The organism is Bacteroides sp. BFG-637 (assembly GCF_024793605.1).
GTDB classification, from domain to species: domain Bacteria; phylum Bacteroidota; class Bacteroidia; order Bacteroidales; family Bacteroidaceae; genus Bacteroides; species Bacteroides vicugnae.
Window position 1 is genome coordinate 2,519,502 of sequence record NZ_JANUPD010000002.1, and the last position, 25,928, is coordinate 2,545,429.

A 25,928-nucleotide genomic window follows, 5' to 3' on the forward strand; every position below is an offset into this window, starting at 1 on the left:
CGTAGAGAGTGGAAAATCAAAAAAGTTCACAGCATGTGTTAAAAAAATAGCGTAATCCTTTTTTTATTTGGATTACGCTGCAAATTTAAAGACAATAATTTTGTTGGCTATTTCCGTTTTGGCTCTATTATTTATCAATTTCTTATCTCCCCCATTCAGAGATTGTTTAACCGCCTTTTATCTGCTGTCTTAACTCTCTGGGAGAACATCCCAGACATCTTTTGCAAAATCTGGAGAAGTGTGCAAGAGAGGAAAACTCCAGTTCATTGGCAATGGTTCCCAACGGCAGGTCTGTAACTGAAAGTTTGTATTTGATTTCTCCCAACAACTGTTTCTGCATCCATTCGGCTGGAGCCTCTCCAAACTCCGCGGAAAACTGTCTTTTGAAGGCGGAAAGGGAGATATCACAGGCCGATGCGAGTTCTTTTACGGTCCTGCAACTTTTGTAATTGTTCAAGACCTTATTTTTGAAGTCTTGCGAACGGCCTATAATCATATAGAAAAAATTCGCAAGTTCCTGTCTGGAATAGTAAAAGCGAATGTTCCAGAAAAGTTCCTTGAGTTTTATTTCGTGAAAATGGATACAGTTCGCTCCATCTTCCAGATAACACACCAGTAGTTCAAGAAATTTGCATAACCGATCCCTGATTTCAAGAGGTTCCATACGATATTCGACAATTTCCCTCAGGTGGTATAACTCTGAAAAGGAGGCCCTTTGACAGGGCCATACTCCCCCTCGAACAGGGCAGCCACGACTTCACATTTTTCCAGTGATTGGGTGTTAAACAGGCTGTCACGGCAAAAAAAGACCATCTCTCCTGATGAAACAGTGAACTGAAAACCGTTGCAGGAGAATTGCAGACTTCCCTTGAGTACGAACAGGATACAATCTTTTACCAATTCCTCCTCGTGGTTCAATCCTTCGTCAAATTTATAATACCGGAATCCCTCCTGCATAGATTTTGAGTAATTATAACAAGACGTGTGCTCGTTCAAATAAAAAAGTTCCATTGTTTCTGTTTTTGTTGCCTAATGAAAATATTAGTAATCTTATTTTCAGTTAGTTATATGATAAAATCTGTCCATGTTTCATCTTTTATTTCTTTTTGGCATCTATAACCGCTTTCCAGAGCGGATTTTGAAAAATTTTCCACTCTCTACGGGAGAGAGTGGAAAATAAGAAAGTCATCGAATAAAGGTTTACATTATGCGAATGAGTCATGAGATATTCAACATGGAATGGTCCAACAGGGATTCGATTTACCTGCATACTCGGGACGGTGTCCTCTATTCGGCTTTCGCCGGATCGGCTGAAAGACTTTTAAGTCTCGTGGGCGGGTTGCGTCCCTGCAGGTCCTTCTGGTGCGGGCAGGAGTTTCCGGCCGTCCACTCTATACGTGCAAGAAAGATTCTGGAGTTTTTTCCGGGAAGCTGCATTTTTATTAATGATTATTACATAAGGATAACTTTGGCTTGTCCTCTTATAAAATAAAGTAACGAAACAATGAATAACAGTATGATGAAACCGTTTTTTCTTCTGGTGTTTTTGCTTTGTTCGGCTGGTGCCTTCTCTCAAAAGGTTGCCTTGAAGAACAATCTGGCCTACGATGCCTTGAAAACTCCCAACCTCTCCTTGGAGTTCTCCATGGGGCGTAAATGGACCCTTGACACACAGGTGGGTATGAATTTCTTTTTCTACACGCGGGACGCCACGTCTTCCCGGTACAAGGCAAAGAAGTTCAGTCACTGGCTTGTCCAGCCGGAGCTCCGTTATTGGACCTGTGACGTTTTCAACGGCTGGTTCTTCGGGTTGCATGCCCATGGCGGCCAGATGAATATCGGAGGTGTCGATGTCCCCTTCGTGCTTCAGAAAGGGGACGGAAACATGAAGGACCACCGTTACGAGGGTTATTTCTGGGGAGGCGGGTTGAGCGTCGGTTACCAGTGGGTGCTTTCCAACCGTTTCAATATCGAGGCCTCCTTGGGTATCGGTTACGTGCACGCCCGTTATGACAAGTACAAGTGTACCACCTGCGGGCAGAAGCTGGGCAAGGGGGATGCGGACTACATAGGTCCCACCAGGGCCGCCATTTCAATTATTTACATGTTGAAATAACTCCCTGAATCCGGGGACACAATTTTTTATTCTATCATGCTAAAAATGTATATCAATGAAACCTTACCATATTAACAAGAAGCAAATCCTTATCATGGGCTGCCTGGGAATGTTTCCCTTGTTTTCTTCCGCCCAGGACATTTTATCAACGTCAGGTACCTCGCGTTGGGATTATTCAAACAGCCGTGTGGAGCGTGAACCGGGTAGAGACGCGTTGGATATTACTTTCAGTGTCTTCCCCCTGGCAGGGCTTGGAAGCCAGGAAGTCGCTTACCTGTTCCCCGTCTATGTCTCGGCTGACGGGCGTGACAGCGTCCGCCTCGAACCGGTCTGCGTGGCCGGCAAGAGAAGATATAAGGTGATCAAGCGTCGAAAGGCGTTGGGCAACCTGAAACCCGGTAACCCCGGATCCGGCGAGGTCCGTTCCGCCAAGGTGCTGGAAAGTTCGGGCCTGACTGTGAAAAGGAGCGTCCCTTTTGAACGGTGGATGGCTGACGGGCGTCTCGTTGTCAGGGAGGTGTCGTACGGCTGTGCCGAGTGCGGCACGAACGAGAGCGAGGATATTGCCTTTCAGGCCGGTATCCCCCTCTTCGGGGAAAAGGATTATGCCTACAGTTTCATCGAACCGGAAAAGGTCATGATCAAATGCTACAAGGATTCCTTCGACTGTAAGGTGGTCTTTCCTGTTGCACGCCACGACCTGCAGGAAGATTTTACAGGCAATGCTCAGGAGCTTGACAGGCTGAAGAAGTTTCTCTCGGAGAACCTGAATATTCAAGGAACGTCACTCAAGGAGGTTGATATAAAAGGCTATGCCTCTCCCGAGGGGAGCTTCGATTACAACAGGTCCCTCGCGCAACGACGCACCCAAACCCTTTCAGATTATATTTCGCGTCAATACCCCGCCTTGAAAAATGCACCGGTTTATCGTACCGAGGGTATCGGGGAGGACTGGGAGGGTCTTAAATCGATGGTCAGCGGCTCCACCCTCGTCAACAGGGACGAAATTCTTTTTATCATCGGACATAACGAGCGTGACACGGAACGCGAGGAGGCCATCCGTGCCTTGGATGACGGCAGGAGCTATCGCCTCCTCCTCGAAGAGTTCTACCCGGGACTGCGGCGCACGACTTTCAGTCTCAGTTTTGACGTGAGACCTTACACGGTGGAGGAACTTCCCGAAATTTTTGAAACGAAACCCGAGTGTCTCAGTCAGCACGAGATGTACCAGCTGGCCGGACTGTACGCTTCCCGGGGGATGTCTCCCCTTCCGGTGTACGAGAGGGCCTACGGGCAGTTCCCGGATGACACCGTGGCAATCCTGAATTACGCCAACGCCCTGTTGAAATACGGGCAGGATGCGGACGGCGCGTTGCGGGTGTTGGAACCGGTAACGAATGACAGCCGTGCTTTCTTTCCCATGGCCGTTGCCTATAACATGAAAGGTGACTGGAGGAAGGCGGAAGAATTGATCAAGAAAGCCGGTATGGCCCAGGGCAAACAAAAACTCTCAGGGGAGCCCGGGGACGGTGGAAACAATCAGCAGATAGAGATGTAACTCAGACATAGTTATATATAGTATTAGTAATCTTAATTTAAAAACAATTCGAATTATGAAAGTAATGAAGTATTTTGCAGTGGCCTCGTTGGCGTTGTTCGCTGCATGTAACAACGAAGAGAATCCGGTAGCGCCGGAGAGTGGCAACCAACCGGTTGATGTGGTGATGTCAGTGGCATTACCCGGTCCGGGCACACGTGCCGCCATGGGCGAATTGCAGAACACCGCCAACGACCAGGATGCGGCATCGGTTGAAAAACTGCATGTGTACTTGGTGGCTGGGGAAGACATTGTCCTGTCGAAGGAATTTACAAAAGATACTGATGATTTTACCAAGCTGACTTCGGCTACTGCCGTGGGTGCAGAGGCAACGACGGGAGGTTATAAATTCCTTGACGTGGACAATGGCGTGACAAAGGCACTTGTTATCGCTAACCCTCAGGGAGCGTTGGTTGACGGTGAGAGAAAGACTGTTGCTGAAATCAGCAAACAACAGCTGAAAGCCCAAATTAATGAAGTGATTTATGCCGGTTCTGAAACACTTACCACTGTTGGTGCCGAGCCTTATGGCGTCAATCCTCAGGAAGACAAACGTACCGTGAAGAAGGCCGAGCTCACCTTGACCGCCAGCATGAACCGCTTCCAAGTGACCGGTACCAAGTTTGTCAAGGTTATCTGGAAAGACGGGAAAAAGACCGAGGCTGAACAATGGTGCACGACTTGGCTGGCCAAGGATGAAAATAAGGGAAAGAGCAGTGACGAAGCGTGGGCCGCTTTCAAGGCTGATGCCGCAGGCTTCAACGGCCAGACATGGGACGGCAAGTCTGACATTGCCCAACAGACCAGCCTGAGTCAATGGCTGCAGGTTGTCGAAGTGACCACTGCAAACCAAGGTATCCTGATGAACCGTTTCAGCAGAACGCTCTCTGTTCCTCAACTTACAGTGGAAGAAGAGGCAAACTGGTTCTGGGCCAAGACCTACGCCGGAGATCGCTATAAATTCGAAGACGGCACGTTCAAACCCGACGGTAGCACGGACTTGTCGGAAGTGGCCTCCTATTTCAATGCAGCGGGTTTCGATTTCGCACAGGGGGCAAAGGCCGCAGCGTTTAACTTCTTCGTGAACGGTATTACGGGTTACGGTAAGGAAAACAACGCTCCAAAACTTGCTTTCGTTTTCAAGACAGGTGACGACGGCGTATCCGCCGACAGACGTTTTGTCGTTATATCCGGTTACGCGAAGGCAGAAGGTGAAACTGCAGGCACGACGGATCTGGAAGCCGGCAAGGGCGGTTACCTGATCAATCTGGATCTCGCTGCGCTGAACGGGGGCCAGGGTATCCTCGTGGATGTTGACCCGAGCATTCCTGAAGGTGTGACTCCCGAACCGGGCGGACAGGGGGATTTGGAGGACGAGAACGTGAACGTCATCGTCCGTGTCGAGGTGCAGCCTTGGACCGCTGTGAACGTATTCCCCATCCTTGACTGATACAGATAGAGAGTAATAGCCGCTTGCCGGAGCGCTTTTCCCGTATCGACCCTGACAGGCCGGTACCGGAATCCGCCCCGCACTCTCGGGGAGGGGAAAGTTTGTCCCCTCCCTTTTTTATTACCCGCGGGAGGGAAACGTGTCCTCTCTTTCGGGAAAATTACAGTATTGATTTATAATAATTAGTGTAAAGTATGAACATAAGAAACATACCGACCTGGCTGGGCCTGTTGGCCGCTTTATACCTCGTGACCGCATGTGACCGGGTGTATGACGACCTGAGCGGCTGCCTTGGCAACACGATCGTCTTCTCCTACCTGGCCGATGACAACCGGGAACATCTGCAGGAATACGTGGATGACATTGACGTCTTCATCTTTGACGTTGGGAACGGGGCCTTGGTGGAGAAACACCACCTGGAGGGAGAACAGCTGCTTTCACCGCTGGAGGTCAGGCTCCCGGAAGGTGATTATAAAGTAGTGGCCGTGGGCAACGCGTTGAACGAGACGGTTATCGGGGATGGTGCTTACGGTGAAGCGTCGGTTTCCCGGCCCGAACTGGCGGAAAAGGACGGACCGGCGGCCGGCACGTTTGACAGGCTATACCTTGGGGAAACCACCATCACGTCGAAGGTCATGAACGACTCCCGTGACGTGGTAAGACTTTATTCCCAGCACGTGAAAATCCATGCGGTAGTCCTTCCCGACGACGATGAGAACGCCGGGACCTGGTACGAACAGAACAAGGGGACGGGCTTCCGCCTGACGATGGAAACGCTCTCAGCCCGTTTCTCCTTTTCCGGGCAGCGTTCGGGAGAAACATCCTTCGACCTTCCGTTTTACACGGGAGGAAAAAACGACCGTTTCGTGCTTGATTTCAATACCCTGCGCTTCAAGGACGGGGACCCGCTGACGATCCGTCTTATGCAGGGAGATAAGGTTCTCTGCACGGTAGATGTCGCGGAATATATCGCTCTGTATCCCGACCAGATACGGATAACGGGGCGGCAGGAAGCGGTGCTTCCACTGTTCTTCCGCCAGAATCCCCGTTCTCTGACAGTAAGTGTAAAACCCTGGGAAGCCGTTGACGTGGTTCCCATAACCGATTGATGAATATTATGCTGAAAGATACTAAATATACTCGCACGGTAAGGGCCTTGAGGAACTTTGTGATGACGGTGTTGCCGCTCTTTTTCCTTGCCCTGACAGGATGCCGGAACGAAGAAGATATCCCGGAACGGCTTTCCGGAGAGGATGACGTGACCGTCAGGCTGAACCTGTCAACCCGTGGCGTAACAGCCGGGGGAAGTGAGATGCTGGACCTTTATTCCTCCGATCCGGCCAACTGGTATAAAACCGGCACACTGTTTCCCCAAGCCCCCGCACAGCCCAGAATAGCACTTATGGTTTTCAACAAGGAGCAGAACCGGTATGTGTACAGTCGCCTGCTTCCTTTCAGTTCGGGCAACGCGGAGGGGGAATATCAAACCAAGATACGCATCCCCAAAGGCGAGAGTGAATTCTATGCTTTCTATGCCCCCAACCAGACAGGAAAGGACCTGCCCTATTATACGCCCGGAGGAATCCTGCAGAACGCAGTTCCATGGAACTTCCTCGGGGAAGGCATGGAGGAGGTGGACAGGGAGGATATTGTCGAAGCCGCATTCCCTGCCATCATCAGGGAGCAGGATGACGGCAGTCTCGGCATTCCGGTGGACAACCCGTACGATGGTGTGACTCCTTCCCCGTCGGATGAGAAGATTATAGATTGGACAACAACTTCCAGTATCTCTTGGGATGACGCTCCCGGAATATCCAACAGGTTGCATATGGGCATGCTTTCGGGAAAGCTGTCCACGGCCGTCCAGCCCGCTTCCGGGGAGCAGGTGCAGGATATCACAATCCCGCTGTTCCGTGATTTCTCCCGTGTCAGAATATACATCGCAAGCATTGCCCCCTTTGAGCAGATCATTTATAATTATAAAAGGATTGCCTTTTTGAACTTTCCGGTACTGATGTCTCCTTCTTTCAGGGAGAATGACTCGGACGGCGGCCAGCTTGCAGGATCCACCCCGGGAACGGGAAAGAACACAGAGCATACGGGCACGTATTCCTATGGAATAAAAAATGAAGCGCAACTGACCATCTACGAGGCCCCCCTCAATGCCGGCGGAGAGATTGACTATACGAAAATGGACACCCAAAAATACGAGCAGTTCTTCCTTCCCCAGTACCTGGCCCCGTATATTCCGGAAGCCAATTCCTGGCAGGAAGGACACCCTCACCCGAAGATACAGCTGACAGTGGAGTATTATACAGGAGGAAACATCTCACAGACCAGGACAAGGACCTTTTTGCTTGACATTGGCGAGGAAAGTTCTCCCGGGGTGTATTCCGGCCCCATTTACCCGAACCGGGATTATAAGGTATTCATGGTCTTGCCGGAAGCCGCAGACAGAGAGATTATCTACCGGGTCGAATCCTGGGAGCGGAAGGATGTGGAGTTCCCTCCTTTTCAGTGATGTTCACGATTTTGTCATTATAAATTTTTATTATATATGAAAGCATATAGGCTGAAAATAACTTGTTTCATTCTTTTGTTACTGCCCGTTCTTACCTGCTGTACGGACGAGGAGCTGCTTCGGGGCAGCGGTGTCCCGGAAGGCGTGCCCACGACGGTAGACATCAGCGTGGGTACGGCAGCCAACAGGGCCAAGACACGTTCGGGCCTGCCGGAAGGCGAGGAGAGAAAGATATACGACCTTTACCTGTGGGTTTTCGATTCCCGCGGCGGCGTGGAGTTCTCCCGGGAGTATCCCCGTGCAGAGCTTTATCAGGCCGCTGCTGCCTTGGAAACGGCAACCGGCGAGAAGGACACGGATGCACCCACGAGCATGGGATTGCTGAAAAACATCCCCATTACCTCGGGAGAGAAGACGTTGGTCCTGCTGGCGAACTATAAATCGGATGGTGACGGGCTGTTTCAGGTAGAGCCCGGGATCCTGGCTGGCGTGTCGTCCCTTTCGGACATTCAGAGGGTCAAGGCGGAGATGACCGCCCGTACCCTGTTCCGACCGAACGGGAACCTGCTGATGTCAGTTACCAAGACGGAGGAGATCAGTCCCGACACCAGGCGCCTCGAGGTCTCCCTGAAACGTGCGGAGGCGAAAATCACGGTCAACCTGAAAACCGGGGAGGGGCTCACGTTCGTGCCCGGGACATGGAGAGTCGGTAACGTGCCGGCTTCGACCTTTGTCACCGAGCATGTCAAGGGCAGTGACGCCGGGGCTCCTTGGGATGCCGGCGGGATGGAGATGGATTCGTACTGGTTGTCCGAATTATTCCAGTTCGAGGGCGACGCTACTACTACTACGTTTTATCTTCCGGAGAACCGGAAATTGGCAAAAAAAATGATAACTCCCGCCTCTCCCGGTTACAATGCGGAGAGGAAGGGGTATGACCTGCGGCAGAAACAAGTGAAGTCTCCCGTTCCCGATGCTACGGAGAAGCCGAACGTGCAGAACGGAGCTACAGAATACGCTCCGGATCTGGCTCCCTACATCGAGTTCACGGGTGAGTTACGCCAGGATATGACAACCGGTGAAGTCTCAACGGAGCGTTTCGGGAGGGTGACCTACCGCATTTATCTGGGATACACGGCGGAGAATGATCCGGTCAACGATTATGATATAGAACGTAACGTGCACTATACCTATAACGTGACGATCAAGGGGATGAACGACCTGGTAGTGGAGGCGATGTCCGACAAGGACCGGGAAGAGGAGCCCGCTCCCGGGGTGGAGGGCCTTGTATATGACGCTCACCGCTCCTTCAGTTTTGACTGCCATTATGAACAGGGCCTGATGCGTTTCAACAAGGACGAGCTTGCCATCTTCAATCCGGATGGCAGTTTGAAGGACGACGCGATGATCTCCTTTGCCATACGCACCCCGTTCTGTGACAAGATAGTCTCTTACACGAGGGCGGAGCTGGAACAGCTGGAGGATAACGGATACGTTCCTTCAGGGGAGAAGAAGGCAGACACTGGTTGGCTCGCGTTCTTCATCCACCCGAGCACCCTGTCTGACAATGGAAACGAAACCATGGAATATTACTCCAACACGGGGACGCATCTGCTTTCGCTGGAACAGTTTCTTTACCGACTTGTCAAAGAGCCCGATTATGTATTTAATGCCTCCACGGGGCTTTGCAAGGTGACGGTTTACGCCAACGAGTATTTCTACGAGCGGAACCCCATGCAGGATGGCGCCCCCGAGGACAAGAACTTGTGGAAAACCTTTGCCAACGCCCCGGATCGGACTTTCGACCTGCTGGTGAACACGTCGCATGAAATCTCCCCCGACGGGCAGTCACGTTATCACCAGGCTGTCGTTTCCATCCGTCAGATGTCCATCAAGACGGTGTTTACGGAGGGACCCGAAGGCATGCGTGTCTGGGGGGTGGAAAACGTGAACGAGACACCGGACCTGGACTTTATGGTGAAGGCTCCGGGAGAACCGGATGCTTTTTATAATAAATATACATCCAACGGCTGGTCGAATACCTGGAAGGTGATGGCAAGGTCGGGCGACTTCAGTCAAGAGGTCATGATTGACCCGATGAGAAGAAGTAAACAAGACCAGTTATGGCAGGTCATGACGAAGGTGGACAACGCGAAGCTGACTCTCAGCAGAGACCATTATAATTTGGCAGCCAAGAATTACCACGCCGAATATGCCTGTTTCACCCCGTTTTTACGGAACCGGGATGATAACCGTGATGGCCGGATGCAGGCCGCCGAGATGAAGTGGTATATTCCTTCGATGAGCGAGAGCGGTATGCTTATCGTGGGGGAACGGGCGTTGCCGTTACATTCCAGGCTGCACGGGCACGCCCCCTCGGACAACGCCACAGCATTTTATATGTCAAGAGCCTTTATGGCAAGTACAAACCTTTCTTTATACTCTTCCAACCCCTATATTTGTATCTTGGAGTCCCGCAGCGTGACTCCCATCGCAAACTTTGATTATTACAAGGGAGGGAACTCACCCGGGGACCGCACCCCCTACTCGGAAGTGAGGTTGATCAGGGATCTGGGGATGCTGGAGTCTGGGGAAGAAAGCTATCACATCGAGGAGTTGGGCAAGGAACTGAACAAGTCTCTTGTCAATAACAGGACGAAAGAGGAATATCTGGTCTTTAGGGCAGATAACCTGCCATACAGCATGACGCGTGGAGTAAGAGCCATTTACGAGTTGCCCGCGCATGATGAGGACTCCCAGAGCAACACCATTTACAAGAACGGGTTTGAGGTGGCCAAGTATATCGCCAATAAGATAGATAAGCCCAAGGATTTGAATAATCCTGACAGGAAGAGCGAGTATTACTTACAGGATTGGAGCACGCTGATGGCGGACATCGAACAGGGAAACAGCCCGTGCGCCTATTATTACCAGGAGGCGGACAAGAGCGACCTGGGAACCTGGCGGGTGCCCAACGAGGTGGAATTGATCATCATGTGCGGGAGCCTGTTCGACTGGCATAACCCTGAGAAAAAGGAGGTTTACGAATTCGGTAATGACCTTCCTTCTCTGGGAGTAGTAGAATCTGAAGTTCTCCATTCTCGGACGGGATTTTCCAAGCGTAGCATGAACGGGGCAAGATCGTTCAGTGCCGGCTACCAGATGTATCTCCATGGTTATCTCCGATGGGTCACGACCGTGGATACCCAATGGGCGGGTGACAATGACAGGCTTGTGAATAACAGGAAGGGATACGTGCGTTGCGTGAGGGACCTTGAATAGTCTGGTCCCGGGGATTGGGGAAGGAATTTCCCAGTTTTGCAGGTGTGACCGGAGGAAGCCGTATCATGGCTTTTCTCCGGTCTTTTCGATATGAGGAAAAGTTTTTTCATCGTAAAGGGCCGAAAGGAAAACCTGCGATCGAATCAAGCGAGGCATAAAAATAAATCGGGTAGCGTGAAGGTACTCACGTGCCCCATAATTAAGGAATAACATGATAGAAACGTACTTTAACAACTTGATGCAGGAGGTCGAACGTAAGATGGGCATTGAATCTTCCCGTATGGAGGGAGAGCAAGTAATACGGACTTGTCAGGAGATGGTTTCTTTTTTGAGGGAGCGATCCCGTGAGTTGAAGGACTATGTCCTGAACCACCCATTCTCCAACGTGGAAGAGGAAATCTGCTTTTTCAAGTATTACAAGCCTGCCCTGACGGGACGCCTGCTGTATTATTACCGGGTATACCAGATCGAGAGCGGTTGTTCATGTTGCCCGGAGATTGCCCGGATGCATTACCGCAAGGCTATGAAAGAATACCAGCGGAAACTGGAACGATACCTTCCCTTTTACCAGTATTACCGGAGCGGGGCGACTTACCGGGACCATTACTATTTCCGCCGTGCCAAAAAGGAGCTGAGCCCGGAAAGCGGAAGTTTTATGCTGGAGGAGGATTCGGTGATGTCAACCGGTTATGACTTGTTGGCCGCAAGACTGATAGCGGCGGAAATGTTACTTGGTTATCTGAACCGGAAAGTGCTGCTGGCAATGGAGGGGGCGTATGCCGTGCAGGAAAAGGAGCACCATTGGACGGACCGGAAGGCGGCTGCCGTGGAACTGATATATGGCATTTGGGCGATGGGTAGCGTGGATAACGGGAGGGTGAGCATTGTCGAGCTCGTGATGCTGTTCGAACAAATGTTCCATATTGACCTGGGAGACGTGTACCACACGTTTATCTCCATGCGTAACCGGAAGAACAGCCGGACAGCTTACCTTGATCAAATGAAGGAACGTTTGTTGAAACGAATGGACGAAACGGACGGATAACCTTTTGTAAAACAAGGAAGAGACTGGCAGGTTCATAGCAAGTTGCCAAATCACCTTTCCCGATACGCCATTTGGTGAAAATACAGTATATAGCCACCGTAGAGAGCCCGAATAAGGCTCCGCGGCGGTTTTTTTGTACCAGAAAAAAACTTTGGCAGCTTGCTACGAACGTGAAAAGAAAAACGGTCGAACAGACTGACCTTTGTAACCGGAAACCAAATTATTAAAAGATTATGGAAATAATAGCAATCGAAAGCAAAGCGTTTGCTACCCTCGTGGAGAAGATAGAGGGGATAGCGGCATACGTGGAGGCGTCCGGAACAAAGGAGCGGGAGCAATGGCCGGTAGCGGATAAGAAGGGTACGAGGAAGGCAGGGCTATGGATGACGGGAAAGGAAGTGTGTGAACAACTTGAAATCAGTCCCCGTACTTTGCAGCGTTACCGCACGAACCGTATCATCGCTTACTCTATCTGCGGGAGGAAGATACGTTACCGCCGTACGGACGTGGAACAGTTCCATGAGCGTTGGATACGGGAAACGCCTGACAAGCTGGTGGACCGAATGATTGAAGCGTACCCTTTACACCAATGCAAAAGCAGATCATATGGTAAGAAAAGAGGAAATACTGGCAAAAACAGGTAACGGGCTGGAGGTGTTCCGTCATTATCTGCCCGTAAAATGGCGGGTGGGTCGAAATTTCCTGAATCCGCTGTACGCTGATGGCAGGGCCTCGTGTAACGTTTATTATGATCGCCACAGCGGGATGTACAGGATGAAGGACTTTGGTAACGGTGAGTATTCGGGAGACTGTTTCTTCCTTGTGGCGAAACTGAAAGGACTGGACTGCCGGAGTGCCGCTGATTTCGTGGAAGTGCTGCACACCATTGACCGAGAGCTGTGCCTGGGGTTGGATGGGGCCATCCCTTCCGGTACCAACAATCGGGAGGGAAGCTGCCGGACGACACGGCCCGTAACGGGTGCACGAAAGAAAAGTGAGGGAGAAAATACCGGGGAGAGCATTCCCGGGGATACTGTCACGGGCACGGAAGGGAAAGATTTATCCCGCGAGCGTCTTGGACCAAGTCCCTACCAAGTAGCTGAAAAGTCTTTCACAGAGAGAGAGCTCGCCTACTGGGGCATATCGGGCATCACGGTAGAGGTGCTGCACCGTTACGGGGTGGTGTCGCTCGCCGAGTACCGGAGCGAGACAAGGGAAGGCAAGACGTTCGGCTTTACTTCAACCCCGGCGGAACCGATGTTCGGCTACAAGGGGAAATGGGGCGTGAAGGTGTACCGCCCGTTATCGGAAGTGCGTTTCGTCTATGGCGGTCATACGGGCGACAACTACTGTTTCGGTCTGGAACAACTGCCCTCGAAGGGCGACCTGCTCTTCCTCACGGGTGGCGAGAAGGACGTGATGACGCTTGCGGCTCACGGTTTCCAAGCCATCTGCTTCAACTCGGAAACCTCGGTAATCCCGGCGAAGACCGTCCGGAAGCTCGTCTATCGCTTCAAGCACATCGTACTGCTGTACGACACGGACAAGACGGGGCTGGAATGCTCGGAGAAGCACCGGGTACAACTGTCGGAGTACGGTGTTAAACGGCTGGTACTACCGCTGCCGGGGACGAAATCAGAGAAAGACGTGACGGACTATTTTAAAGCCGGACACACACGGGAGGATTTGATGGGGCTGTTCCTGAAACTGCTCGACACGCTGTACGGGGACACGATGGCGGTACTGAAATCGTGTGAGATCGATTACGACTGCCCGCCGGAGCAGGCAGTCGCTATCGTGACCGCCGGGGACGTGCCGTTAGGCTCGGAAGAGAACATACTCTGCATCACGGGCGGAGAAGGGACGGGCAAGAGTAACTATACCGCCGCGTTGGTCGCCGGGGCAATTATGGAACGGGAGGAGGACGCGGACCTTCTTGGGGTGAAGGTGGAACCGAACCGAAAGGGGCGTGCGGTGCTGCTGTACGACACGGAACAGAGCGAGCAACAGCTCTACAAGAACACGGGGCGGCTGCTGCGGCGTGCCGGTCGGGAGAAAATGCCGCCTTACCTGCACGTGTACTGCCTGACGGGGATGTCGAGGAACGAGCGGCTGACCGCCATCATCCAAAGCATGGACAAGTACCACTACCTGCACGGGGGCATCCATCTGGTCGTCATCGACGGAGTTGCCGACCTGATCCGTTGCGCCAACGACGAGGCGGAGAGCGTGGCGCTGGTTGACGAAATTTACCGCCTGGCGGGAATTTACCGCACGTGCATCACCGCCGTGGTACATTTCGTCCCGAACGGGTTGAAGTTGCGGGGACACTTGGGCAGCGAGTTGCAGCGGAAGTCGGCGGCTATCATCTCCATCGAGAAGGACGAGAACCCGGAGGTGTCGGTGGTGAAGGCATTGAAGGTCAGGGATGGAAGCCCGCTGGATATCCCGCTGATGCAGTTCCGCTGGGACAAACAGGCCGGGATGCCTGTCTATATGGGAGAGAAACCGAGGGTGGAGAAAGAAAGGCGCAAGGAGAAGGAACTGTCTGAAATGGCACGGGCAGCGTTCGTCAGGCAAAAAAAGTATGGCTATATCGAGCTATGCGAACTGATACAGGAAACCCTGGACGTGAAGGAACGGACGGCGAAGGGGTACATCCGTTACATGCGGGAAAAGGAAATTATTGAAAAGGAGGGCGACTGCTATGTATATGGACAGCGAAAAATTTGAGAATTGGATGGAGCGTATCATGGAACGTTTCGACCGGACGGAGAAGTTGTTGGAAAGAGTACTGAAGAAGAGCAACGCGCTGGATGGAGAGGAGGTACTGGATAACCAGGACCTGTGCCTGCTGCTGAAGGTCGGTATTCGCACATTGCAACGTTACCGTGCCATTGGGATACTGCCGTACTTCACTATCAGTGGCAAGGTCTTCTATCGGGTGAAAGATGTGCACGAGTTCCTCCGCAACCAGTTTGCCGCTGTGGAGGAACGGGCTGCAAAACGGAAGGAGAAGGAAGTCCGGAAAGAGGAAAGGCGCAGGAAAAAAGGCTTGTTTCCGTAAAAGTGATATTTCCTTTATGATTTCTGTTAGTGGACGGGGACTTGCCGGATCGTGAGATTAGGCAGGGCTATTGTTTTGTTATTCGGGAAGTTTCCCGTACCTTTGTGACAAAGTACGGCAGGTGGTACTCTACCGGGGTACGGTTGCTGTCATGACATGAAAGATTCATACCCGGCTTGGAAGCAAGCAGGGATTGATATATATATATTGTACGTTCGCTGAACGTCTTGGAATAGAAAACTGGCACTTTTCAAAAAAAGACAAGATGTATAGCGCAATGTTCATGCTGTATGCTTATACGGCGTGAGTTTGCCTATTCTGTCTTTTAGGTATGCCAGTACCTCTATTCCGGAATAGTGTGAGTTCACGCTGTTCTTTTTGGTGCGAGGCGGGCATAATCCTTAAAAACACATTGTTATGAAACAGATTACCTTGCACGTGTACCAATCCATCGACGGCTGTCCGGTCATAGCGGACAAGTGTTTCAATGCGGCAGTGGACGCCTGTGCCTACGTGCTGATTGACGAGGAAACTTACCTGCGTATTTACCTGAATAATCTTGACTGGCCGCTTGAGGCAAAGGAGACCTTGGTCGTGACGAACGGCTGTATAGACTTGACAGAGACAGAACGGGTACGTTTTGTCAGGGGGAATGTGGTAACGGAACTGCGACGGATAAAGGAGAATGGCGACGGTATGGTGGTGGCTTACGGAGGAGAAACCGGAGTTTTACTCTTGGACAACGGGCTGGCAGATGAAATCGTGATGACAACCGTGCCGGTGCTGGTTGGTAACGGTGAGAAGGGGCTGGAGTGCGGACCGAACGACGGCAGGATATGGGCCGTACGGTCGAGCGAGGTGCTGGAGGACGGGAAAATCCGAACGGTGTACGGGAGGATGTAATAAAAAAACGACCCGCCGATTTGGGCATTATTAAAGAGGCTTGGCAGGTTCTATTGATTGCAAAGATAACGGAAATAGTTGGAACGACAAATATTAGAATACTACAAATGCGCAACTATGTGTTGCGCATTTGTTATTATTGCCGGATTGTCTTTAAAATCAACTCTTTTAATTGTTGTTCAGTCGGAAGTTGCAACTGGTATTTGGAAACGAATATCTGTTCATCCAATCCGGTTGTGGTGTACCGCACCAACGCATCGTTCTTGTCCGTTACCAGCAAAATGCCGATAGGCGGGTTATCGCCCGGCTCCATCACTTCGGCTTTATAATAATTCAGGTATGAATAAAGTTGTGACACATGAGCGTGGTTGAAAGTATCAACTTTCAATTCGCACAAAATATGACATTTCAAAATCCGGTGGTAGAAGACCATATCAATGAAATAAAATTCGTCACCGATAAGGATTCTTTTTTGTCTGGCTTCGAAACAGAAACCGTTTCCGAGTTCGATAATGAAGTCTCGCAAATGGTCGAGCAGAAGTGTTTCGAGTTCCTTCTCCTTTAACAAAGAAGCCCGTTGCTGCGGAATGTTCAAGAACTCGAAGAAATAGTCATCCTTGACGGCATCGTTTACAGTTTGTGGGTGAATCTTCTGCTGAATGGTAGCAAGTGCATTTTCCATGTTGCCGGATAAGCCGACACGTTCATAACTCAACGCTCCTATCTGCCGTTTGAGTTCACGGACAGAAAGCCCGGTTTGGATGGTGAGCATTTCGTAATACATCCGCTTGACAGGATTGTCGATTTTTACCAGTTCGATAAAGTGGGTAAAAGAAATAGAGCTGAGTAGTTTCTGAGGCTCTATCGTATTAACTATATCTTGTTTGTTTTCAGCATTTTGTAATAAGTGCATCAGTGATGCACTTTTTCCAAGACCCTGCATTTCCAATAAGTGCATCGTTGATGCACCTGTTGGAGGCAATATCGTTTTTATTACAGTTGCCAACTGGGGATATACCATATAGAAGACTCGTGAACGCTTGAATAATGTAATATTCAATCCTTTTAAATTAACTTTTTGTTCCAAGTTTTTCAATAAGAATTCCCCATATTTGGCACGGTCTTCTCCGTTCTGCTCGAACTCCACGATATAAAAACCGATAAGCCAGTTACGCATGGTCTGGCACTGGTTTACGGCTTTGACCGCACTCTGTTGTAATCGTTGGTGCGTGTCGGCTATGATGGTTGCTAATTGTTCAAAATTCATGTTATGCTATTGTTGAATGTTGATTAAAGCCGTTCGGGTATTGTGCCCGGAACGGTTGCCATCCGGCCACAGAAAAGAGCAATCCCGCCTTTTCTATGTGACCGATTGGCAAATATAGGGATTATTGCCGGGATTACGGATATAAAAACTTGAATTCCTGTGGGCTACCATTGTCTATCAAGAGCCGTTCGTGCTGCAGAGCTGGGCGGCTTCCGCTACGGAGATCCAACCGATGCCGTCCATCGCCTGCGCTCCTTTCCTTTGGACTTGTCCGTGCGAGGCGGAAACCCGTATACGATGCGGAAGTCCTTGTCGAAAGTGAGGTATGCATCGAAGGGGTTATCCTCCCTACTCCTGAATCCTTTGATCAGAGCAGTCCTGCCTTTGGTCACGAGGTCGGTAATCTGGCTGTCGGTGAGCTGCTTCTCCCCCTTGTTGCGGAAGACGGTAAGGGAACAATCGACGTTGCTGCACTTGGCGACCTTCGGGTAAAGGAGGATGCGACCGGAACGGCACTTGGGGCACGGGATATGTCCGCCGTCCGCCACCGATACCTGCACTTGCAGGAGTTCTTCGGTAATCTGGGCGGCATAGACCTCGATGGCCTTGCGGAAGCTGTCGGGATTCATCTCCCCGCTCTCGATCTTGGCGAGGGCGGTCTCCCACTGCCCGGTCATCTCGACATCGGCGATGCGCTTGTCCTTCACTATCTGATACACGGCAAGCCCCTTGTCGGTCGGCACGAGGCTCTTCTTCTCCCGGCGCACGTAGTCACGGGCAAAGAGGGTCTCGATGATGGAGGCACGGGTGGCGGGCGTGCCGATACCGTTCCCTTTCAAACTGTCTCGAAGCTCGTCGTCCTGCAACCTCCTGCCGCAATGCTCCATCGCCGAAAGGAGGCTGCTCTCGGTGTGCAGGGGACGGGGCTTGGTCTGTTTCTCCACACACTCCGCCGATTGCAGGGGGAAAACCTCGTCGGTCTGCAAAGTCGGCAAAGCGGCTGTTCCCTCGTCGTCCTCCTCCCGCTCGTTCCGTACGGCACGCCATCCGGCGGATCTGACGACCGTCCCCTTGGCGGTGAACACGCTGTTCCCTGCCGTGAAAGAGACGGTGGTAGCGTCCTTGAGGCAACGGGCGGAGAAGGCTTCGAGCAGGCGGGCGGCTACCATGTCGTATACCGTGCGCTCGTCGGCGGACAGCTCGCCGGGCAGACACTCGGTGATGATGAGCGCATGGTGGTCGGTGACTTTCCCTGCGTCCACGCTGCGGCGGTTGAGCGAAGCCCCTTTCAGGGCGGCGGCATGGGCGGCGAAAGCCGGGTACCGCTCCAGCAGGGCGATACGATCGGGTATCTCGTCGAACACGTCGTCCGATAGGTAGCGGGAGCCGGTACGGGGGTAGCTCAACACCTTCTTCTCGTAAAGCGACTGGGCGATGGAGAGGGTCTTGTCTGCCGAGAAGCCGTACCTGCCGTTCGCCTCTTTCTGCAAGGCGGTCAGGTCATAGAGCAAGGGAGGTTCTTGGATCACCTCCCTGCGCTGCAAGTCGGCAACCTCCACCGTCCCCGTTGCGGTTACAGCGCCGAGAGCGGCATTTGCCGCCGGAAGGGTTTCGTAACGCAATTCAGAGATGGCGGCGAAGGGCGTGCCATCCTTTTCAGCCGTGACCTTCAGCCGGTAATAGGTCTGCGGGGTGAAATCCCTGTTCTCCAGATAACGGGAGCAGATCATCATCAAGGTGGGTGTCTGTACCCGTCCGAGGGAGTAGATGCCCTGCCCGGCGGCGATACTGAGAGCTTGGGTGGCGTTTAATCCAATCTCCCAGTCGGCGATAGCACGGGCTTCGGCGGCACGGTAGAGGTTGTCGTAGTCGCTTCCGGGTTTGAGGTTGTCCAGCCCTTCCCGGATGGCACGGTCGGTCAGCGAGGAGATCCAGAGGCGCAGGCAGGGTTTGCGGCAGCCAAGGTAATTGTAGATGTACCGATGAATGGCTTCACCCTCACGCCCGGCATCGGTCGCCACGACGATACGGTCGGAACGGTCGAAAACCTCCCTGATGACCTTCAACTGTTTGAGCACGCCGGGGTCGGGCTTGTACTCCTTGCCCTCCCGTATCTGGCGGGGAATGTACTTGAACTCCTGCGGCAGAATGGGCAGGTTCTCACGCCGGAAGCCCGCATAGCCGTATGCTTCGGGCATGGCAAGCTGGACGAGATGGCCGAACGCCCAGGTAACGAGGTAGCCGTTACCTGAGAGGTAGCCATCGTGCCGCTCTCGGACATTCAACACGTTTGCTATATCCTTCGCTACGGAAGGCTTTTCAGCGATAACTGCTGTAATCATATTTCTTTAAAATTTAACGGTTTGACAAAAGTTATCCCGTCGTCCGGACGGGATAACCGTGTAATTCATTTACAGAGTGGCGGGGGAAATCAGCGGCGGACACCCCGGCTGCGCTTGGGCTTGTCGGGCTGTTCCTGCTTCTGTGACTGTTTCCGTTCCTCTTTCTGCTCCTGCTTGCGCTCCTGCTGCTGTTTCTGCTCCCCGGTGGGGCGCTGCTGTGCGGATTGCAGGGCTTCTTTCAGGTTGCGTGTCGCCTCTACGGTCTTGCCCTCGGAATTGACCGCCACCTGCACCTCGTTCTCCACGGCGGGCTTGACACGCCCCTCTTCGAGTGCCGCCTTGTAGTCCTTGGGGAACATGAAGGCGGGCTTCTCGCCGGGCTTCCATGTGATGTAGCCTTGGTAGGCTTTTCCTTTCTTGTCCACCAGACCGGAGACCTTGACCGTTCCCCCGGCTTCGAGTTCGAGGCGGGACTTCTCGGTAAGCTCCTGCTTGCGGAAAGTCTTCGGCACCTCCTGATTGGCGGTCTGTTTCAGGTTCGTCTTGTACGCATCCATCGCCAGCTTGCCCCGGTCGCCGAAGAGAAATTCGAGCTGCATCTTGGCTGCGCTGAACTGTACGGGAGCCGGGTAGATCTTGGGTTGCTCCCCCTCCTTGGCTCTGGAAAGGAACTGGCAGACCACCGCCTCGCCCTGTTTGAGCCGGGCTATTTCGTCCGGGGTGAAGGTATGCCCGTTCTTCTCCGCCGGGATATTGACCTTGGAGAGCGGGAAAGCGACCAGCTCGTTGGTCTTGAGGTTGCGGCTGACAAGGGCTTCGACCTGCTCGCCCGCCCGGTTGGTGACGGTCGCCGGGTGCCCCATGTTGCCCGTCTGCCGGAGCACCTGCTTGTCGGAGTCGGTGATGTCGTAACCGAAGAACTGCTTCTGCATCTTCTCCGGGTCGAGGATGCCGTGGCTGCAAACGGTCAGCCTGCCGTCCGTGCCGGGTTTGAGCGAGAGCTGGCTATCGTTGCTGTGCGAGATGCCCTCGAAGTGGAAATGCACCCGGACAGTCTTGTCGGTCTGGAAGCCCCGGAGCATCTGGTCGAGCATCCCGTTGCCCTCAATCTGTTCCCGCTGCACGCCGAGGGCAGCGAGGCTGTTCCAGTCGATGTCCTCCGGGCGGTACTTGTACTGCGGGTTCTGTTCGGTCTGCCCGGCGGACTGCTGCGGCGCATCCTCCGGCTGTTGCTGCTGCCCGGCTTGGGTCTGCTGCTGTGCCTGCACGGGCGGCTGCACCTCGTACTGTGCGAGGAGCGGCTCACCTGTCTTGACCGACCGGCTCTCCCGCTGCCGGAAATCGGCGGCTACCCGTTGCACCTCCTCTTCCGGAACACGGAAGAAATGGAAGCGGGTCGGATCTTTCAACTGGCTCCAGAGGTTGGAAAAGAAATTTGAAAACATATCGCCGTGGCGATCCACCCGCAGGAGGTCGTTGTTGTCCTCCAGTGGGTTCTTGGTCTGTAACTCGCCGTCCTTTACTCCGCTGACGGCTTGGAGCGTGCCTTTCTCGTCCATGACGAGCAGGATGTCCATTAACTGCTGGCTGCTGTCCGGTTGTTCGTCCATAATCTGAAAAAATTAAATGGTGAATATTTTTAAGGTTCCGATTGAAACCGGACGTAAAGATATGGGATGAATGCTGGAAACGTGCAATTTACGGCTTAGGTATCCTCGTTTGTCCTCCTGTTCGTAGATTTGTCACATTCCGGTTCGAGAGTAATTGAAGTTTTGATTTTCTCGTGACCTTTTTACCCCGAATAAACTGTAAATAAAAATATCACTGCAAAATTATATATGGTACATACGTGTAGAATTATTTTCGATGCTGTCCGAACTTATCGGAAATTTTATGAAGAAAGGGGAATATTTGCGTCATATGCGGGTATTTTCATCTGTCCGTTTTCCACGGGGTTATTCGTGTGTGGCCTTGTACCAAGAGGTCGTACCTTTCAGTAAGGCCATGGGATTGGTGCTCGGGTCCGAGATCGTTATACCCGAGAAAGTATGTATGGGAAGGGGCCCTCTGGCCCTGGAATAAAATTTACCCGTATGGGTTTTATAGGGAACAAGCCGCTCCAGCTGTTCCCTGAAGCGGGCTGTCAGGATAGGGTCAGAGCAGAGGGTGAGGACATAATCGGCAAAGTCATAAAAGATGACGGGGGTGTATCCGTCCAGTCCCCTGGAGTTCTCCTTGTAGGGAATCATCGAAAACATACCTGTCATTGATACTTTTCATGATAGCAGCCATATTATCTAATTCAGAGCAATCTGTCACAGCCAGTGTCCCGCAGGGCATCATTTCATAGGTTGAATAAAAGTCGTGGAATCCTTCGCAAAGGGATCCGTAATCAGGATTTCCCAGCAGGAACTCCCCCACAGTGGCGTAAGGCATTCCGTATGCCATCATTTCACTGGTAGAGGCTATAAGAAATCTTGTGGCTTCTTTCAGTTCATAGGCAACCTCTACGGATGACATATAGCAATCGTCAAACAGGATATACTCCATTTTGACGCCCGCGCCTACAATCCCCCGGGCCAGGGTACCCACGTCCGTTTGGAACTCCCGGGTCAGTCCCCCGAAATAGCGTGTCAGCGGCTGCTCCTGATACTCCCAATGCTTTTTCATCCGGAAAAGGGAATGCGCCTGTGTACCGTCCACAGGAAGCCATCCCATGCCATGGGAACCTATGATCATAGCGTAAACCGGAGCAGGAGCAAATTCCTGCACGTCGTTCAATATCCCCGTTATGCCCTCCACCGTAGTAAACCCCGGAGTGCCATACCTTTTCAGCGTTTTACGATCGCACTTTCCTTTGGAATGTATGATCTCAAACATCGTGGCTTCCGTAGAGCTCGTGGACATAAACACGAGAATTCTTTCATGCTCCAGCCCCCTTCTGCTTACACACGCCTCCATATCCGCGATATTGGTGTAAAAATAGCCTGTCAGGTCAGTGGACCACGGCAGAAACATGAATAACGTTTTCCGATTTTCCATGGCTTCCCCGAGCTCTTCCTTTTCACATGAAAGAAAAATAAGGGAACAGCACACGAAAAGCAGGATACTGGTCCATGTATAAATTTTCCGTGGAGCTTTCATCTTGCGTATGCGATTAATCGGTGAAAAAATGGTTGACACTGCCCGATTTTACAACCAGATAAGGTTCCTTTACCGCCAGGCTACGGCAAAAAAGGACCCCGGATCCATGTCATATGTTCAAGAGAAATCTCCGGGGCATATTTCCCGGAATTCCTCCGGAGCGGAAATATCTTCCTCGGATATTTCCACGTGTTCCACGTCGTCCTGTCCTCTTATCATGCAGGAAAACATCTCCGCCCCGTCCAGACAGGAAAATACCTCGTGCCTCGGTTCTCCGTTTTCAAACCAATAAACGCAATATTCCTTCATCGTAGTAAAAAAACAGTATTTACCGGCACGATCTCAAGTTCGATACCGAATTCTTCCATCTGCTGACGGATATTCCCGCAAGCCAGTTTCTCCCTGGCCGCTTCAATCCCCGTGAAGGCATCGTATCCTTTCGGTGCAGATACAATTTTCCCTTCTAATACCGCATGGGTGATCTCTCCTCCGGCTTTTACCCCGGCATTCATAATAAAGTAATAATCTTTCATCTTATCGTGAGTTGAATCTATTAATCTATTTACCGGTCAGAGAAAAGGCCGGATATTTCACCGCAAACCCGAATGCCCGTTATCTTCTCTTGCAAGTCCATTCCGGGATTTGTTATAATAACGGTTCATCGATCCACGATCCCGAACCGGACCAGCATCGAATATCTCTTTTTTATCGTGCGGCTTCTCTCGAATGGGGGCGGGGCAACCGATAAGATATGACCTTGTGCAAACATCTCTTTTCCAGCATCCCCTCCTTCCACGATGCGGATGATCTCACCCGGCCTCTTACCTATTGCCTCCAGCAGGTAAACCGCCTTTTCCCGTGCCGCTTTCAGTGCTTCTATCTTGCCCTTCCTGTGATAGGACAGGATATCCCTATGTTCCAGTTTATCTATATACATCGTATGAATTCCTTTTGTGTCCACCCGTTTTAAAATTTCATCAATCAGTGTGAAGTCACGTAACGTGACATCAAATGATTTGAAAACCAGAAAATCCTGTCCCGGCTTACGCCAATTATCGCCCACATCCTTTGTGCGGATTGCCTCCCGTGGCACTCCGACTATTTTCAAAACCTGCTTCAATTCCTCCTCTATCCTGGTAAGAGGAACCTTCGTCCGATATTCTTCCGGTTTGGATACGCCATCAAACTCTTCTTCGAAGTACTCCCTTATTTCGATAACGTAATGAATCCTGTCAGGAACTACCTCTATCTCGGAAGTACCGGTTACCTCTATATAACGTTCGCCCACCTGAGCGGGCAGCGGAAAGGGGATGAACATGAAGATCAACAATAAAAGATTGAAAACACGCATAACAGTCTATTTACAGGTTTACCGGGAATCTACATGATCGTCCGGTCATCTATGATCCTGTAGTCCATATCTGAACGGGGCTGGAAAACAGGAGTAAAACATGATTGATAAATTTCCATAAAACACATTAAAATCCACCCCTCCCTGACAATGGAAGGGGTAGATTCACTCCCGGTCTATTTTCGATTATCTTCTTTCCGGAGAACCAAGAAAGACTCCGAGGGTTTAAAATGAGGGACCTTGCGAGCCGGGATGCATATGGTTGTGTGCTGTTGGATATTCTGTGCCTTCTTTGCCGCCCTTTTCTTCAAAGAAAAGGTCCCGAATCCGCGCAGGAATACAATTCTCTCTCTGCCGAGTGCATCCTTCACGCATTTCATGAAACTCTCGATTACCAGGCCAACGGTCCTGCGATCGATTCCAAGCTCCTCAGAGACCCGGTTTATAATATCTGCTTTAGTCATATCTGAATTTTAATGTTCACACTATTTTTATCATTCAGGGACAAAGGAAAATTTCCACCGCCAAGGAGTAGCCTGTTCCTCAGATATGTTCCTGCCCGATACCGTCCATACCGTTTGAATAAACGTCATTGTTTCTTCAGCAAGTCACGTATTTCTGAAAGTAACTTTTCCTCGTTGCTCGGGACAGGTGGGGGCAAGGGTGTCTCTTCTTTTTTGCGCCTGAGATTGGAGAGCAGGCGGATGAACAAGAAAATGGCAAAAGCGATGATCACAAAATCCAGCATGGTCTGTATGAAGTTTCCATAGTTTATCGTGACGGCCGCCTGTTCGACCCCATCAACTACCCTAGCGGGTTCCAATTCCCATCTCAGTTCCGAGAAGTTGGTTCCGCCTACCAGCAACCCTATCGGTGGCATGATGATGTCTGCCACCACTGAAGATATTATTTTCCCGAAGGCACCGCCAATAATCACACCCACGGCCATGTCTACTACGTTTCCACGCATGACAAACGCCTTAAAATCCAGTAAAAAACTACTTTTTGACATCTTTTTTTATTTTAGTTGATAATAATGTATCAAACAAAGGTGGATAACAGAGAAACGTGTCTCGGGGTCATCCACCTTCCCTTCATCGTTGTCTGTCGCTATGCTGAGAAATGGCTTTCCACACTATGGCACTGGCCAGACCTCCTGTCAGTGGAGCGACGATAAATAGCCAAAGCTGTGAGATCGCGCCTCCTCCCTCGAAAAGTGCGGGTCCTATGCTGCGCGCGGGATTTACTGATGTTCCGGTGATGGGAATACATACGATATGCACCAGGACAAGCGTCAGCCCGATGACCAGGCCCGCCAGTTTACCGGCCCCTTTCTTTTTATCCGTGGCTCCCAGCGCCACAAGAACGAAAATAAACGTAAAGACGGCCTCAGCGATAAAGGCCTGCAACATTTCCCCCTCAGCAAAGCCGTTGCTCCCTGTCATGGTAGGGCCGGCATGTGGCCCCGTAGATACCAGTATGAAAAGTACGGCTGATCCGAGAATCCCCCCGATTATCTGGAAAATAATGTATAACAGGGCATCCTTGCCCCCCATTCCTCCCGAGCAGTACATGCCCAGTGTGATCGCCGGATTTATATGGCATCCGGATATTCCGCCAATAGCGTATGCCATGGCGACCACCGACAGCCCGAAGGCTATGGCAACTCCCAGGGTACCCACCCCGGTGGTGACCGCACCGGGCATATCCCCGGCAAAAACAGCACTTCCGCATCCCATCAAAACAAGGATCATTGTCCCGATCATTTCAGATACATACCTGTTCATAGCATTTCAAATTACATGTAGAATAAATATAGTTAATACATTCTGTTCAAGTGAAT

At 51.5% G+C, this 25,928-nt stretch carries 20 protein-coding genes and 2 pseudogenes; 11 read left to right on the top strand and 11 right to left on the bottom strand.

Annotation, left to right across the window (positions count from 1 at the left end):
* Positions 1-166: 166 nt before the first annotated feature.
* A pseudogene (locus NXX38_RS09770) lies at positions 167-1,011 on the bottom strand (helix-turn-helix domain-containing protein).
* 508 nt (positions 1,012-1,519) lie between these two features.
* On the opposite strand from NXX38_RS09770, the gene NXX38_RS09775 reads away from it, so the two are divergent.
* The 11 genes from NXX38_RS09775 to NXX38_RS09825 all read left to right on the top strand — a co-directional run bounded on the left by NXX38_RS09775 (position 1,520) and on the right by NXX38_RS09825 (position 15,981).
* Positions 1,520-2,116 carry a DUF3575 domain-containing protein gene (locus NXX38_RS09775; protein ID WP_032532596.1) on the top strand — a complete coding sequence of 199 codons (597 nt, stop codon included), beginning with the start codon at positions 1,520-1,522 and terminating at the stop codon, positions 2,114-2,116.
* A gap of 55 nt (positions 2,117-2,171) precedes the next feature.
* A complete protein-coding gene (locus NXX38_RS09780) occupies positions 2,172-3,674 on the top strand; it encodes a hypothetical protein (protein WP_032532509.1) in 1,503 nt (500 codons plus the stop codon).
* Between the two features lie 55 nt (positions 3,675-3,729).
* Positions 3,730-5,163, top strand: a complete 1,434-nt coding sequence (locus NXX38_RS09785; protein WP_032532510.1) for a hypothetical protein — start codon at positions 3,730-3,732, stop codon at positions 5,161-5,163.
* Positions 5,164-5,357: 194 nt separating this feature from the next.
* Positions 5,358-6,272, top strand: a complete 915-nt coding sequence (locus tag NXX38_RS09790) for a FimB/Mfa2 family fimbrial subunit (RefSeq protein WP_008760204.1) — start codon at positions 5,358-5,360, stop codon at positions 6,270-6,272.
* Positions 6,272-7,684, top strand: coding sequence for a DUF5042 domain-containing protein (locus NXX38_RS09795; protein ID WP_032532597.1), 1,413 nt, complete (start codon positions 6,272-6,274; stop codon positions 7,682-7,684). Before NXX38_RS09790 ends, NXX38_RS09795 begins: the two co-directional genes overlap by 1 nt.
* Positions 7,685-7,720: 36 nt before the next feature.
* Positions 7,721-10,966, top strand: a complete 3,246-nt coding sequence (locus tag NXX38_RS09800) for a fimbrial protein (protein WP_258979387.1) — start codon at positions 7,721-7,723, stop codon at positions 10,964-10,966.
* A 211-nt stretch (positions 10,967-11,177) separates the two neighbouring features.
* The gene (locus NXX38_RS09805) at positions 11,178-12,011 is read left to right on the top strand and encodes an RteC domain-containing protein (RefSeq protein WP_008640868.1); all 834 of its coding nucleotides are present in this window, start codon (positions 11,178-11,180) and stop codon (positions 12,009-12,011) included.
* Between the two features lie 233 nt (positions 12,012-12,244).
* Entirely contained in the window at positions 12,245-12,655 is a 411-nt protein-coding gene (locus NXX38_RS09810; protein ID WP_008640869.1) for a helix-turn-helix domain-containing protein, read from the top strand.
* Positions 12,618-14,744, top strand: a complete 2,127-nt coding sequence (locus NXX38_RS09815; protein ID WP_032532512.1) for a bifunctional DNA primase/helicase — start codon at positions 12,618-12,620, stop codon at positions 14,742-14,744. Before NXX38_RS09810 ends, NXX38_RS09815 begins: the two co-directional genes overlap by 38 nt.
* Complete coding sequence (locus NXX38_RS09820; RefSeq protein ID WP_008640871.1) at positions 14,719-15,078, top strand: helix-turn-helix domain-containing protein; 360 nt, start codon at positions 14,719-14,721, stop codon at positions 15,076-15,078. Before NXX38_RS09815 ends, NXX38_RS09820 begins: the two co-directional genes overlap by 26 nt.
* A gap of 417 nt (positions 15,079-15,495) precedes the next feature.
* Positions 15,496-15,981, top strand: coding sequence for a dihydrofolate reductase family protein (locus NXX38_RS09825; protein ID WP_032532513.1), 486 nt, complete (start codon positions 15,496-15,498; stop codon positions 15,979-15,981).
* Between the two features lie 136 nt (positions 15,982-16,117).
* Here NXX38_RS09825 and NXX38_RS09830 read toward each other — a convergent pair whose 3' ends face one another.
* The 10 genes and pseudogenes from NXX38_RS09830 to NXX38_RS09875 all read right to left on the bottom strand — a co-directional run bounded on the left by NXX38_RS09830 (position 16,118) and on the right by NXX38_RS09875 (position 25,872).
* On the bottom strand, positions 16,118-17,248 hold the full coding sequence (locus NXX38_RS09830) for a YhcG family protein (protein ID WP_032532514.1): 1,131 nt from the start codon (positions 17,246-17,248) through the stop codon (positions 16,118-16,120).
* A gap of 215 nt (positions 17,249-17,463) precedes the next feature.
* A complete protein-coding gene (topB, locus tag NXX38_RS09835) occupies positions 17,464-19,590 on the bottom strand; it encodes a type IA DNA topoisomerase (protein ID WP_258979388.1) in 2,127 nt (708 codons plus the stop codon).
* Between the two features lie 89 nt (positions 19,591-19,679).
* Positions 19,680-21,200: a DUF4099 domain-containing protein gene (locus NXX38_RS09840; RefSeq protein WP_009040569.1), complete on the bottom strand. Its 1,521-nt coding sequence runs from the start codon at positions 21,198-21,200 to the stop codon at positions 19,680-19,682.
* A gap of 345 nt (positions 21,201-21,545) precedes the next feature.
* Positions 21,546-22,734: pseudogene (locus NXX38_RS09845) on the bottom strand (clostripain-related cysteine peptidase).
* Positions 22,735-22,851: 117 nt separating this feature from the next.
* On the bottom strand, positions 22,852-23,043 hold the full coding sequence (locus NXX38_RS09850) for a hypothetical protein (RefSeq protein WP_032532516.1): 192 nt from the start codon (positions 23,041-23,043) through the stop codon (positions 22,852-22,854).
* On the bottom strand, positions 23,040-23,267 hold the full coding sequence (locus NXX38_RS09855) for a charged multivesicular body protein 2b-B (RefSeq protein WP_080696110.1): 228 nt from the start codon (positions 23,265-23,267) through the stop codon (positions 23,040-23,042). Before NXX38_RS09855 ends, NXX38_RS09850 begins: the two co-directional genes overlap by 4 nt.
* A 125-nt stretch (positions 23,268-23,392) precedes the next feature.
* Complete coding sequence (locus NXX38_RS09860; protein ID WP_032532518.1) at positions 23,393-24,085, bottom strand: SIMPL domain-containing protein; 693 nt, start codon at positions 24,083-24,085, stop codon at positions 23,393-23,395.
* A 176-nt stretch (positions 24,086-24,261) separates the two neighbouring features.
* The gene (locus NXX38_RS09865; RefSeq protein WP_008760198.1) at positions 24,262-24,549 is read right to left on the bottom strand and encodes an HU family DNA-binding protein; all 288 of its coding nucleotides are present in this window, start codon (positions 24,547-24,549) and stop codon (positions 24,262-24,264) included.
* A gap of 125 nt (positions 24,550-24,674) precedes the next feature.
* Entirely contained in the window at positions 24,675-25,097 is a 423-nt protein-coding gene (gene mscL, locus NXX38_RS09870; protein ID WP_008760197.1) for a large-conductance mechanosensitive channel protein MscL, read from the bottom strand.
* A gap of 82 nt (positions 25,098-25,179) precedes the next feature.
* The gene (locus NXX38_RS09875) at positions 25,180-25,872 is read right to left on the bottom strand and encodes an MIP family channel protein (RefSeq protein WP_008640900.1); all 693 of its coding nucleotides are present in this window, start codon (positions 25,870-25,872) and stop codon (positions 25,180-25,182) included.
* Positions 25,873-25,928 lie beyond the last annotated feature (56 nt).